The sequence below is a fragment of the Lacisediminihabitans changchengi genome (genome assembly GCF_016634425.1).
Classification (GTDB): domain Bacteria; phylum Actinomycetota; class Actinomycetes; order Actinomycetales; family Microbacteriaceae; genus Lacisediminihabitans; species Lacisediminihabitans changchengi.
In genome coordinates this window covers 168,132-180,986 of the sequence record NZ_JAEPES010000003.1, presented here as the reverse complement: position 1 = coordinate 180,986, position 12,855 = coordinate 168,132, and the positions used below count along the sequence as shown (strand labels likewise).

The 12,855-nt window shown below is 63.4% G+C and carries 13 protein-coding genes; 8 read left to right on the top strand and 5 right to left on the bottom strand.

All coding sequences use genetic code 11. The features are described from left to right. Positions 1-211: 211 nt before the first annotated feature. The 5 genes from IV501_RS09210 to IV501_RS09190 all read left to right on the top strand — a co-directional run bounded on the left by IV501_RS09210 (position 212) and on the right by IV501_RS09190 (position 4,184). The gene (locus IV501_RS09210; RefSeq protein WP_200555329.1) at positions 212-544 is read left to right on the top strand and encodes an ArsR/SmtB family transcription factor; all 333 of its coding nucleotides are present in this window, start codon (positions 212-214) and stop codon (positions 542-544) included. Then, positions 544-1,221, top strand: a complete 678-nt coding sequence (locus IV501_RS09205; RefSeq protein ID WP_200555330.1) for a cation diffusion facilitator family transporter — start codon at positions 544-546, stop codon at positions 1,219-1,221. The genes IV501_RS09210 and IV501_RS09205 overlap by 1 nt, the downstream gene beginning before the upstream one ends. Positions 1,222-1,920: 699 nt before the next feature. Next, on the top strand, positions 1,921-2,640 hold the full coding sequence (locus IV501_RS09200) for a hypothetical protein (protein WP_200555331.1): 720 nt from the start codon (positions 1,921-1,923) through the stop codon (positions 2,638-2,640). Between the two features lie 141 nt (positions 2,641-2,781). Then, on the top strand, positions 2,782-3,270 hold the full coding sequence (locus IV501_RS09195; RefSeq protein ID WP_307812191.1) for a DUF305 domain-containing protein: 489 nt from the start codon (positions 2,782-2,784) through the stop codon (positions 3,268-3,270). A gap of 434 nt (positions 3,271-3,704) precedes the next feature. Further along, a complete protein-coding gene (locus tag IV501_RS09190; RefSeq protein ID WP_200555332.1) occupies positions 3,705-4,184 on the top strand; it encodes a hypothetical protein in 480 nt (159 codons plus the stop codon). Between the two features lie 16 nt (positions 4,185-4,200). On the opposite strand, the gene IV501_RS09185 is transcribed toward IV501_RS09190, so the two are convergent. The 3 genes from IV501_RS09185 to IV501_RS09175 all read right to left on the bottom strand — a co-directional run bounded on the left by IV501_RS09185 (position 4,201) and on the right by IV501_RS09175 (position 7,436). Beyond that, on the bottom strand, positions 4,201-4,758 hold the full coding sequence (locus IV501_RS09185; RefSeq protein WP_200555333.1) for an SOUL family heme-binding protein: 558 nt from the start codon (positions 4,756-4,758) through the stop codon (positions 4,201-4,203). A gap of 404 nt (positions 4,759-5,162) precedes the next feature. Next, positions 5,163-5,477, bottom strand: a complete 315-nt coding sequence (locus IV501_RS09180) for a VOC family protein (RefSeq protein WP_200555334.1) — start codon at positions 5,475-5,477, stop codon at positions 5,163-5,165. Positions 5,478-6,302: 825 nt separating this feature from the next. After that, positions 6,303-7,436 (bottom strand): glycosyltransferase, encoded by a 1,134-nt coding sequence (locus IV501_RS09175; protein WP_200555335.1) that lies wholly within the window; start codon positions 7,434-7,436, stop codon positions 6,303-6,305. Between the two features lie 332 nt (positions 7,437-7,768). Here IV501_RS09175 and IV501_RS09170 point away from each other — a divergent pair, with 332 nt between their 5' ends. Then, a complete protein-coding gene (locus IV501_RS09170; RefSeq protein WP_200555336.1) occupies positions 7,769-8,152 on the top strand; it encodes a DUF805 domain-containing protein in 384 nt (127 codons plus the stop codon). After that, on the top strand, positions 8,152-9,369 hold the full coding sequence (locus IV501_RS09165; RefSeq protein WP_200555337.1) for an Acg family FMN-binding oxidoreductase: 1,218 nt from the start codon (positions 8,152-8,154) through the stop codon (positions 9,367-9,369). The genes IV501_RS09170 and IV501_RS09165 overlap by 1 nt, the downstream gene beginning before the upstream one ends. 13 nt (positions 9,370-9,382) lie before the next feature. Here IV501_RS09165 and IV501_RS09160 read toward each other — a convergent pair whose 3' ends face one another. Then, on the bottom strand, positions 9,383-9,871 hold the full coding sequence (locus tag IV501_RS09160; protein WP_200555338.1) for a MarR family winged helix-turn-helix transcriptional regulator: 489 nt from the start codon (positions 9,869-9,871) through the stop codon (positions 9,383-9,385). 133 nt (positions 9,872-10,004) lie between these two features. Here IV501_RS09160 and IV501_RS09155 point away from each other — a divergent pair, with 133 nt between their 5' ends. Further along, the gene (locus IV501_RS09155; protein ID WP_200555339.1) at positions 10,005-10,844 is read left to right on the top strand and encodes a bacteriorhodopsin; all 840 of its coding nucleotides are present in this window, start codon (positions 10,005-10,007) and stop codon (positions 10,842-10,844) included. A 108-nt stretch (positions 10,845-10,952) separates the two neighbouring features. Here the strand turns inward: IV501_RS09155 and IV501_RS09150 are convergent, their stop codons facing one another. After that, positions 10,953-12,674 (bottom strand): hypothetical protein, encoded by a 1,722-nt coding sequence (locus IV501_RS09150; RefSeq protein ID WP_200555340.1) that lies wholly within the window; start codon positions 12,672-12,674, stop codon positions 10,953-10,955. Positions 12,675-12,855: the final 181 nt, after the last annotated feature.

The window sequence follows — 12,855 nt, the reverse complement described above, 5'->3', positions numbered from 1 at the left end:
GCGTCGACATGAGTCGCATTGGCTCTGTCACTCATTGGCGAACGGGACTCCTCATTCTCCCCATGTCGTGCGGCCATCACTCCACTCAAGCCTCTGGGGCGCAGTTGGCAGTCGTCCGCTGAGCCACGCTTTAGTGGGAAACCGGGTAACGGTCTTCACCAGCAGAAGTTACACGTTGCTCTGAATTCAGCCGTGCGTGTATCGTTTTGGGATGGCTACCGGCGCAACCCTGACCCACACTGCGGCCCTTGCCCGTCTGGGCCACGCGCTTTCAGACCCGACTAGGACGGGCGTCTTGCTGGCATTGCGCGAATCGCCGGCGTTTCCCTCCGACCTGGCTGACGCTCTCGGCGTCTCGCGGCAGGTGATGTCCAACCAGTTGGCATGTCTGCGCGGATGCGGGCTGGTTGAGGCAGTCCCTGAGGGGCGACGCACGTGGTATCGGCTTGCCGACGCCCACCTCACGCCCGCACTCGACGAGCTCCTGCGCGTGGTGCTGTATGTCGAACCGGACTGCTGCGACGACGACGGCTGCACCTGCTGATGAGCACAGCTCTCTCCGAACCACGCCGTGTGGTGCTGCGCCGCCGCATCCGGATTGTCGTTGCGATCACGATCTCCTACAACGTCGTCGAAGCCGTCATTGCGCTCTCCGCCGGCGCGGTCGCCTCGTCCACCGCGCTCGTTGCCTTCGGCCTCGATTCCGTCGTCGAGGTCTTGTCGGCGGCCGCAGTTGCGTGGCAGTTCTCCGCCCAGGACCCCGAAGAACGCGAGAAGGTCACGCTGCGCGTCATCGCGTTCTCGTTCTTCGCGCTAGCCGCCTATGTCCTGGTGGACACCGTGCTCGGGTTGCTGGGTGGACGCGAGGCCGAACACAGCACCATCGGGATTGTGCTCGCTGCGGTGAGCCTGGTCATCATGCCAGTGCTGAGCTCGGTCGAACGCCGCACAGGCCGGGAGCTCGGCTCCCCCACCGCGATCGCCGACTCCAAGCAGACCCTTCTCTGCGCCTACCTTTCCGCCGCGATGCTTCTCGGCCTGGTCCTCAACGCCACACTGGGATGGACTTGGGCCGACTCGATCGCCGCGCTCGTCATCGCCGGATGGGCGATCAAGGAAGGAATTGAAGCGTGGCGCGGACACGCCTGCGCCGTTCCGGTAGCCGCCCTCACCGGCGAGCGGGAGGTCGGGCACGACCACCACCACGACCGTTCGAACTGAACATCAGAGTAAAAACGGATAACGGTCTTCACCAGCACTCGTTATCTGGTTAGCACTGCTGCGCTTCTGGCATGAACAGTTGCGCTCTGCTCATGTGCCCCCTCCACGTCTGCGGGCGCTCCAGATCGAGAAGTGGCAGCAAACGTCGTGTCCGACTCGGTGCGCGCGGCGATCGCGCGCCGAACTACTCGAGCCTGGCAGGCGAGCGAAGAGTTAACACAAATTTGATAAATGAGCGTCTATCGAATAGATAGGATCCGGACTAAGTCGATAATGGCTCAACCGGAAAAGAAAGCAGTCTGATGAAAATCACGAAAGTTGTAGGCGTACTGGCCGTCACAATGGGCCTGGTATTTGGCGGTCTGACGACCCCCGCGTTCGCATCATCCATTCCGTCCCCTACCCCTCCCACCACGCAGTCGTCCGTCGTAACACCTCAGGTGATCACTTGGAGTCCGTATGACTTCTCTGAAGTCACTTCCGCAGGCAAGTGCGCGGCGCGACTGGACCAGCTGAAAGCGGCCTATGCCGGCAGCCCCGAATTGAAGTGGAAATGTCAGAAGTTCACGCGACAGGTGTGCCCTACGCCGTCATACTTTTGGTATGCGATGGTTGGCACGAACGGTGCCCGGGTTGGCCTGACCGCACGATCGGAAACGTGGTCGCTCCCCACCGCTGCTTTCTGCTAGGAGAAGCCCCATGATGCGACCACTTATACCCGGCGACGAAGTGGTCGCATCAGGCATCCTGTTTCAATTCGACGCCACCTACTGGCTTCTACTCAACGATGAGCGCTACCAGTACCCGGTAGTAGGGGCACCCTCTGAATCCGAGACCGTTCAGCTTCAGATTCCGCCAGACTCAGCCAGCGAATGGGTCCGCAACCTCGGCGCGCTGATGACCGTGCGGGGCGTCTGGGACGGGCGGTCTTTAGATGTCCCAACTGGTCCGCTCTCACCGGCGTCGTTCGACTGGGAAACGACCGCTATTGCGTACGAAGAGGCATCCCCCCCCACGACCACGTCACGGCCAGCGCCAAGCTCACCTGCACTCATTCAGGCTGCTCAAGAGCTGTACGCGAGCGGAGATCTATTGGAACTCAGCAGCGAGAGCGAGCAAGCGCTGGTCTACGCGACGTCGACCAACGATCGTGCTGTAGAAATCGCCCTGCGCCCGCATTTTGGCGACCGGCTCCACGTCGTTTCAAGTCGCATGGCGCATGCCGACGTGATGCGACTCCGAGACATCATTTACACCTTGCCGGACGAGCTGCTGTCATCGTTTGGTCAGCAGGCTTCCCCCGCTCACCAGGTGCAGATTGTGGCTACGGTGAAATGGGTTCCTGAATCTCTTGCTGACGCGTTGAGCGCATTTCCGCCCGACTCCTACGAACTCCGCGCGCTACTCACTCCGGCCTAGCAGTTGTTTGATCAGCGTCCGTCATGATCAATTACGGTGGTCGAAGGCTGCTCGGTAGAGCCGGTCGGCTTCGTGATTGAGGCAAGCCTCGCCTTGGCCGGCTGCTCGACAGCCTCGAACTCCGGGTCGGGAATGAGCGGCATGGACCATAGCTCCTCGTCCGCCGCGCCGTCGGACTCCTTCAACGACCAGGACATCACCTTCACCCAGGAGATACTGCCGCACCACAAGCAAGCTGTCGAGATGAGCGACATGCTTATCTCGAAGGGCTCCTCCGTGAATGCCGACGTGATCGCATTTGCCACGAAGATCAAGGCCGAGCAGTCGCCCGAAATCACGACGATGACCGGCTGGTTGAAGTCGTGGAATCAGTCGACCACCTCGATGAGCGGGTCAATGACCGGGATGATGTCCGACGGCGACATGTCCGCCCTCGACAACGCCAACGCCGCTGACGCCGGGAAACTTTTCCTAACCCAGATGATGGAGCACCACACCGGCGCTATCGACATGGCCAAGACCGAGATCAACAAAGGCAAGGACAATGACGCGGTCGCGTTGGCGAAGTCGATCGTCTCGTCGCAGACCGCCGAAATCACCCAGATGAAGGACCTGCTGGCCACTCTCTAGCGAGCAGACCGGAGGGGTCCACCCCAGTGCACCCCTCCCCCCTTCTTCCCTTCGCTCGGATCCTGACGAGTTCCTGCGCGCACCCCCTGATTTCGGAGGTCCCATGCTCGACCCATCGCAGACCCCGCCCCACAGCACCCGACGGGAAGCCCTCGCCGCCGAACGGCGCACCTGCCAGGAAAACCCACCCGATGCTGATGTTCACCTGGGACTGAGCACGAGGAGGACCTCATCGACAGGAAGGTGATAACCAGCTTTCCCAATCGACGTCGCGTTGAGGGCAATCGGCCCGGTCTTCACAGCAAGGAATCACCTCCCCCGCTCTTGCGATAACGCTTCAGCCCTACGCGGCCGCGCATGTCGCTGGCGGTGTCCTATTTGCTGAGCTATAGTCGCGTTAAGGCGCATGAGGCTCACCCACTCGAGGGGATTACATGTTCGCACGAAACATCCGACTTTCCGCCCTCGTTTTATGCGCCCTGGCGCTCAGTGGGTGCGCGACTACTAGCGCGTCCAAGGCCACCGAGCCGTCCAGCCAAGCGAAGCTTGAACTGGCGGTTTCGGAGACGTGTGCAGACAGCTCTGATGCGCACTGTGTTCTCGTCAACGGCGAAGGTGTCGTCATGCCGGTTGCCTTCCAGGACGCGGGCGTTCAGAAGGCCTCCGTCGTCGAAAATCACGGCCAGAGCGAGATAGACGTCACGTTCACCGGCACAGGCGCGGCACTCTTGGAGGCGCTGACCGAACAAGCCGCGAAGTCGGGAAGCACGGCGCGGTTGGTGATGAAGACAGGCGACAAGATCGTCGGTTCAACCCTGGTGTCCGAAACCATCATGAGCCACGAAGTGTCGATAGTCGTGCCGCAAACGGATGATGCCCAGGCTCTGGTGAAGTCCATTCTCGGGCTCATTTAGCGAAGCTCTCCCCCGGTCACGCCGTCTGAGCCACCTGCACCAGAACCTCGTTGTGGCGCAGAAACCAGGGAGTGAAGGGTGGGTCGAATCGGGCGAACCACGGCTCGCCCACCGGGGTAAGCCCGGCATCCGCAAGCGCAACAAGCAGTGCAGACCGATGTTCCTCGTAGGAGCCCTGGCTCCAGCGACCGGTGAACCGGGCTGCTGCAACGAGCCGAGGTGCGACGGTGCGCAAAGCAACCTCGCTTCTGGTGGGGACCGGCGCCGAAGCCTCGGACAGACCTGCGGGCAGCACGAAGGCAACCGTGAACGCGCCGCGCGATTCGGTCTGTACGACGGGGGCGGTCATAGCAATGCGCTGAGAGCTTCCCTGCACAACCGGTGCAGTCATCGCGATTGACCGTCTCGCGGCGTTCTGGCCATTGATGTAGCCAAAGAGGTAACGGAATGCCTGGGTGCCGGCGCTCTCAAAGTCGCCCGACACCTGAGTCTCGGCCACGACGTGCTCCGGGTAGCGCCTCAGTTCAAAGGCGCGCTCGGACCGGACAGTCTCGTAAGGCTGCTGTTCTGTCATGGGGTGACCGAATTCCGTGAGGCTTGAGAGCGGATGGCCCGCTGAGCTTCCGCATCGAAGGAGTGGAGCAACTGTTCGGACTGTAGCCCACCCGTTCATTCTTCGGTGTGACCTTTGGCCCTAGTCGACTCGTCCACATCGAGGCATCCTTTCGCGATGCAGGCCCCAGCGTTGGCCATCGTCGCTGCGTCGGCGGTGGCCATCCTCGGCTCGATTGTTGGGGCGGTGCCCTGGATCGTCATCCTCATCTACTTCTTCGCGCCCGGCTCGACCAGTACCGTCACTCGCATGGCAGGTATTCGCCGGTGCCATCATTCCGGCAATGACCAACTGATGGCAGCTCGTGCGTTGCCGAGCGGTACCGTCATGGCAGGGGCGCTGACGGCTGTCACTCTCGTTCGCGATCAGGCTGGCGGATGCCATCGACGGATCGGCGTAGTGGACTCATACTCCTGAGGTGAGGGGATGGCCACGAGTTCAAACGAACCACCCCACGGCGCGTGGAAGTACCAGTAGTAGTTCTTGTTGCCCGCCTCATCTCGGAGCATGTCCACCGGGCCGTCCAGCATCCGCATTGCCGTGATTGACGCGGCGGGATCGACGCCAAGCGCGCCGTCCAGACCGGTCAGAGGATCCTCGGTCTTGTCGACGAGGTCGTAAATCGTCTCCGCACCGAGCGCAGCGACGAAGAACGCGGTCGCCGCCTCGATATCAGGCACCGTGATGCCGACGTGCTCGATCCCTCGCTATACGGCATCGATGGGTTTATAGCCCTGTACTCCTTGACTTGACGCGAATAGCCCGAGGAGCGTTCGTCCTGGTTGAGGGTCGGGCTCGCGTACGCCGTGATCTGATCCGGGCAGGGCAAAAAAACCCCTGGTCCGAACCAGATCTAGACGCACTCTTGGCGACACGCTGCGTCCATTTCCTTGAGGTCGCATCCAACAGAATGGCCCGGCAGATCCCAGGGAAGCGCCTCGCGAAACGGGGACACCGCGATGGCATCTCCCCTTTACCGCGCTATCGCGATTACAGCGAGTAGCCATTCGCCGAGGAGCGATCGATCAGGGTCGCTCCGAGCCAGTCGTCTCCGCACCGTCAGGCGTGCCTATCTCTGCCGTGAGTTCGGCTCGGTCGTCTGCGGATGCTTCACGATCGCTTTTCGCGTGGGATCGGTCCAGAGCTGCTGCGCGCCGTTCTCCGTGCCCAGGATATTTTGCGCTGGAGTCGAGGAACGCCTGACGGTCGGCTGCTTCGGCCCGCTCATCAGAGACTGTGTCGCGCGCTGTGGCTTCATCGTCACGCCGGTCGGCGTCAGCCAGAATCTTCTTGGTCTTCTCACTCCGGGCACTGCTGCCCTGGCTCTTCGTGTCGGACTCTTCTGGAACCGGCACGCCAGCAGCGCCCTCATCGCGAGGGTCGTCTCCGGAGGGGTTATCCATAGCATCATCTAACACCTCGCCGGGGCGCGTAAGAGTGCCCGAGCCCAGCGATCGGAGGCCGACGTCTCACGCGGAAGGTTGTCGAGTCGAGATCCTGGGTGGTCAGGCAGAGGCCGTCACCTGAGCCACCACCGTAGAAATGACATCCGCAGGCGTGGGCATCGCGGCCATCTCGTCCGCCACGCGTCGCGCTGCCCGAGTGGCGGAATCGTCATCGACGAGTTGATGCAACGCGGCTCCGACTTCGCTGGGCGACGAAACGACGACCGCTGCGCCACTGTTTGCCGCAGCCGCAGCGTTGATGAATTGATCGGCCCCTTGCGGCATGATCACCATCGGGAGTGCCTCGCTAAAGGATGCGAGAACGGTGCCAGCTCCACCCGAGTTCACGACGAGGCTAACCCCGCGAAGTAACTCGCCTAGAGGAACGAACCTCACGAAGGTCACGCCATCTCGGTTCTCGGGCAGCACGTCGTCAGGCTGAATTGCTACCGTCGCGACGATGTCGAAGCGCCCAAGGTCGATGCTCTCGATGATGGCTTCGACCGTTTCCTCACTGGAGAAGACCGTACCGAGTGTGACGAGCACTCTCGTTTTTCCCGGCGTTGCGGGAGGCGCGATGTAGTCGGCCGGGACCGGTCGACTATGGGGGCGCGCTCCGAAGAGCAGATGGTTCGCTGGCGCGACCCAGCCTTGTTGCTGGAGGCTGGGCGGAGTTGGGTCGATGTAATTCGTCGGAAGCGATGGGGTCAACTCTCGACTTGCGTAGCGCTCCGCGACCATGGAGAACATCGGCGCCGTGAACTCAGGTGGCACAGCGGGCCCGAAAGCCAAGACGCTGTAGGGAACACCCAAGGCAGCCGCGACCATCGGTCCGACGAAATCTGTAGCCTCAGCGATGATCACATCCGGCCCCCATCCTCGAGCGGCCGTGATGGCCGCGTCAGCCGTCAGGTCGACTCGCGCACCGGCAAAAAAGGACGCCACCGTTTCGGGCTCAGGATTGCGAGCCGGATCGCTACCGGGGTACCTGCGGGCCACTTCGGCGAACAGCGCATCCGGCATGGGCCCAGCGGCGAGGACGGGCGTGTCTGGAAGATCCAATCGCAAAGCGTCGACCATGCCACCGCTGGTCAGAACCGCGGTATCGTGCCCCGCGGCTCGCGCCGCTGCCGCCAAAGGGGCAAGCGGCAAGAGGTGCCCGAAGGCGGGAACACCGGCAAAGAGAAACTTCATGTTGAGCCCTTAACTTGTGGGATAGAAATCGAGATGGCGTCAGTCCTTCTCTATGGGACGTGAATGGCCAGCTCTCGGCGAAACCCTACGTCCATTCGATCGAGGTCGCAGCCAACAGAATGGCCCTGCAAATCCCAGTCAAGCCCCGCGTAAAAGGGGGACACCGCGACGGCATGCCCCCCTCATGAGCGATCCCCCGCGAAGCCGCTCGGCATCGACGGACGAGACGGATGACCTGCTCCCCCGGTGACATTCGGGACCTATGGCACTACCTCGCGACCACCATCACGCGTCAACTGGGAGTGGTCATCACCCTTAGCAGAAGGCATCCCATGAACATGCTCCACTCGGTCACCGCCGTCCTCCGGAAATATGCTGACTTCTCCGGCACCGCCGGCAGGCCAGAGTTTTGGTGGTTCGCCCTGTTCAGCGTTGTGGCGCACGTGGCACTGAACGCGCTCAACATCTTCACCGATCAGGGCACTGTCTATCTCGGTGCCAGCCTCTCCGGCGCATTCGGAGTGGCCGTACTCATCCCGACGCTTGCCGTGACGGTGCGTCGCCTCCGGGATGCAGGCCGCTCCTGGGCGGAATTGTTCTGGCTGCTGCTGCCGATCGCGGGGCTGATAGTACTCATCGTCCACCTCGCGGAGCCGCATCGCGAGACCGGCCCCATTCCGCCGCAGGTCATCGCACCCAGCCCGGTGGCGACCTGATGACCGACGGCGTCGGTGTGACGAAGCACCGGGCCAGACGCACCGCGTTCATCTTCCTCGGATCTGTCGCGGGCCTTCTCGTGCTGGCCCTCGGAACCATCCTCACGGTGGGGGGAATTTTCGTCCCTGCCGCGTACCTTCAACCGTGGAGTGCGACCTACTATCGCCAGTTCGCGGACCCCCGCATGCAGGTGGTCGCCCAGGCGGTGCTGGCACCCAGCGGCCACAACATGCAGCCGTGGACCGTGCACCTCGACAAGACCGACGCGCGCGTGCTCTACCTCTATACCGACCCGACGCGGCTCACCCCGGCCGTCGACCCGCTAGCCCGCCAAACGCTCGTCTCCCAGGGTACGTTCCTGGCCTACCTTCAGGTCGCCGCTGAACATCTCGGCTACTCGGCGACGTTCGCCCTGTTCCCGAACGGCAGCTACGACGAGAACAATCTGAAGAAGTCGATGAGCGAGCTACCGGTCGCGCGGGTCACCCTGGCGAAGGACTCCGACGCAAAGACCGACGATTACGCCTCGCTGTTCCTCTCGGATACCAACCGCTCCCCCTACACGTCGGCCCCCCTCACCGCGGCGCAGACCAGCGACCTCAGCGATCTCGCCGATGGCTCGGCAGCGACCCTGTCAATCCTGAGCGACAAGCGCGACATGACGACGCTCGGAAACTTCGGTAAGCAAGGAACACTGATCGAGACTCAGTACGAGGCCGCCACCAAGGAGAGCGACGCCGTCTTCCACAGCACCGAGCAGGCGAAGAACACGGCACGTTCGGGCTTCGCCGTCGAAGGACAGGGCACCAGCGGGTTTATGAAGTATTTCCTCCAGGGCCTCATCACTTTGGTTCCTTCAGTCAACGATGATGCGGCGGGTGCGAAGAATGCGATCGCGCTTACCGCCGCCGGAGTCGACCACACCGCGGCATACGGTCTCATCAGCACCCCGGCAAACACCCGCACCGAGCAAGTCGAAGCAGGGATCCTGTACGCACAATTCAGCCTCCGCGCCCGCACCCTCGGGCTCGTCATGCAGCCCCTCAGCCAGGTGCTGCAGGAATACCCGACAATGGCCGCTCCCTACGCCGCCATCCACGCGCAATACGCACCCGACGGCCAGACCATCCAGATGCTCGTGCGCATGGGCACCGCAACGACTCAGTACCCGGAGTCGATGAGACGAGACGCGAGCGCTCTCGTACACAAACCATAAACCTCGGGGGCGCTTACGGAAGGTCGCCGCCCTGGTCGACCAGGCGTCGGGTGAGTGCCTGCAGAACGGAAGCTGCAGCAGACAACTCATCGTCACCGAGCGGCGTACCCGCTGCCGAGAGGCGGGCTTTGAAGTCGTCGTGCATCTCGCGCATGGCGGCATGACCCGCGGGGGTCAGTTCGAGATGGAGACTCCTCCGATCGAGCGGATGCTCCACGCGGGCGACCAGACCGGCGTCGACCAGTCGGGTCGAGAGCCCGGTGATGGCACCCTTTGTCACGGAGAGGTCGACGGCCAGCTGCTTGGGTGTGACCGAGCCGGCTGCGGCGATACGAAATATCGCGCGAAGATCGAAGTCCGAGAGCCCGCGCTCCGCCGCGACACGACGCTGGTTCTGCTCCATCGCGCGCACGAAACGGGCGGCCGTGTCGGGAAAACCCTGCAGAACATGCCGCTCAGGCTGATGGCCGCTGGTCGGTTCGACGTCGATTTTGGGCCTCATCTCGCCGTTCAACACTGTCGAACCATATGTTACCTTGCCAGCTCTATCGTTTAGACAGATTACAGTTTAGTATCTGAACTAAACAACCGAAGCCGATGCATCCCGCATCGACCGGCCGATCTTGGAGGACATTGTGATTCCTGATGCGCTGTCGCACGGGCAATTCGTTACCGTCTACAACTTCCTGTCGTTGGTGATAGCCGCGCAACTGTTCACTGCGGTTTTCCTGGTCATCTCGCTGCCTCGCATCCTGCCCCGCTATCGGAATGCGATCACCGTCGCGATCGTCGTCTGCGGAATCGCCGCGTATCACTACTTCCGCATCTTCGACTCGTTCAGATCGGCGTTCGTGACCAAATCCGTCGGCGGTACGGGCACGTACACCCAGGCGGTCGGAGAGTCATTCAACGAGGGCTACCGGTACGTCGACTGGCTTCTCACGGTCCCGCTGCTCCTGGTCGAGCTCGTGGCCGTTTTGGCGCTTGCCCGCAAGGTGCAGTCACAGCTGCTCTTCCGCCTCGTTCCGGCTGCCGCGCTCATGATCGCCCTGGGCTATCCGGGGGAGATCAGCGGCGACAACACGGTACGAGGGATCTTCGGAATCCTGTCGACCATCCCGTTCCTCTACATCCTGTACATTCTCTTCAGCCAGCTCAGCAAATCGCTCAAGAACCAGCCCATCGAGGTGCGCGGCACCCTGAGCCGACTCCGGTTTCTTCTCCTCCTGAGCTGGGGCGTCTATCCCATCGCCTACCTGCTCCCGCTGCTGAACATCGCCGGCTCCGACGCCTGGGTCTACAAGCAGGTCGGCTACTCGATCGCCGACATCGTGGCGAAAGCCGTGTACGCCCTCATCATCTTCCGCGTGGCGAAGATGAAGTCCTACGCCGACGACCGTGAGTTCGCAGCAATCGAGACGTCCCGGGAGGATGCCGCACCTGCAGCGCGCTCCTCAGCATCGAACACCGTCTAAGGATGGGGGGCCACCGTGTACTCCACGGCGGCCCCGGCTTGTACCGCATGCACTCACCCCGGTCTCCGCAAAGAGGCCGGGGTGCTTCGCTCTTGTCAGAGCCGCCACTCACGAGCTCGGGTGCGGGGTCACCGCCTGCAGCCGAAGCGTCGCCGCCGTGAAGCCACCTGACGGCATCTGAATGCCGGAGAACGGCGACGGAAGCCGCGCCGCGAAATTCGCCAGCGTGTTCGCTACCTCGATCTCGAGGTGATGCACTCCCCCGCGCACAGCCGCTGTCACGTCTAGCGTCGAGCCACCGAAGACGATACCGACCGCGACGTCGTCGACGCGTACCGCCGCCGTGCCGACTAGCCCGGCAAACTCCAGTCGCGCCGACACGAACTGCCCGTCGGGCACACTGACCGAAGCACGGTAGATCATCGCCCCCGAGTAGTCGGCAAGGCCGAGGTCGTTCCACAGTGCGAGATCCAGGATGCCGGCGGCGGTCTGCCAGCGCAGCGGCTCGACCAGCACGGGCTCGCGACCCACGACCGACGGCTCAGAGAGCCGGATCAGCAGCGGGCCGACCGCCCCGGAAAGCGTCACGGTCGACACGACCGCGGCGCGCTCATCGCTCGGCGCCTGCACCGAGCTCGCCGGAAGCGTGACACCGCCCGCCCGGGCCTCAATCACTGGCTCGGTGGCGCGCACCGTGACGCTGGTGGCACCGGGCGGGATGACCGCTCGCACCCAGATCGGCCGCGGGCCGTCATCCGTTCGAGCAGGGCGATACTCGAGAGCCGGCGTCGACCCGAACCACCACGCCAGCCTGCTCTTCGGGCGCTCGGCGGTGAAAACTCCCCCGATCGCCACCGCCGCCCGCGACGGTTGGTCGTCTGCGACCGTCAGTGCGACGACCACACCGCTGCCGCCGGGAGCGAGCGTGATCTGCTCGGTGGAGAGGTTCGGACGCGCATCGCGGAGGTTCCACGGCGCGAAACGATGCACCGGCACAGCCGATCTGCTGCCGACATGATGCCCGGCGATCCAGACCGACAGCCCGATTCGCGCTGAGATCGTCACCGTGCGCTCGGTCGAAGACGCGCCGCCGTCGACCGCGCTCCAGAAAAGATAGACGTCGCCAGGATGAGCCTCCGGATCAACGACGGTCGGGTCGAGGAAGTCGTCGGAGACCGACTTGAGGCCGTGCGGCCCGGTCATCCTGTCGCGCTGCACTGGGTCGTCGACGATGCCAGTCTCGGTCGAGAACCGGTACGGCCGCCACCGCAGGTTCACACCGTCGACGCTGACCACCTCACTGGTATCGAGCCGCGACACGCTCGAAAACTGCGCCGACAGGTGCTCAGCGCGCTCCGCCGGAAGGGGCCCGAGCAGGAAGAAGCGCAGCGAGTCCCGCACCGCGCGGGGCTCCCACGGACCCTCGAGTGTCGCGGCGGTGTCGACATGCCAGGTCTCCACACCGAGAGCGTCACCGCCGAACTCGAAGTCGCCGTGGCGGTTGTCGAGCACTGGCAACAGCTCGGCCTCCCATGGCCCGGCGATCGGAATGTCGAGGGTCGTCGTCTGCGACGATGGGATGTCCGCGGCGGTACCGACTGGCTCGGTGCCCGCCATCCGTACAAAGATCTGGGCCTCGCCTGGGGCGACCTCGACATCGAGGAGAGTTCGGCCGTCGGAGGTGCGGAGGTGGGCTACCGGGCTCGTGCGTCCCGTCTCGGGGTGCCACCGCTCGACGGTTGTGGTGGTGGTGGTGGCGGCAGTGGTGGTGGCGGCAGCATCCGGGGCGGCCCCCTCTGGTCCACGCACCGAGCAGAGCGCACGAGTCATGCTCGTCCCCGTGTTCACCACGACGTAGCAATCGGCATCGCTGACGCTCCCGCCCGTGTCGTGGAGCGCTACCGCTCTGAGCTCGGCAGGGTTAGCGACCTGAGCGCGGTCCGACGGCCGGTCCGGTAAGGATCTCTGACAGAAGCGTTGCGATACGGAAACGGATGTCGTCCCGAATGGG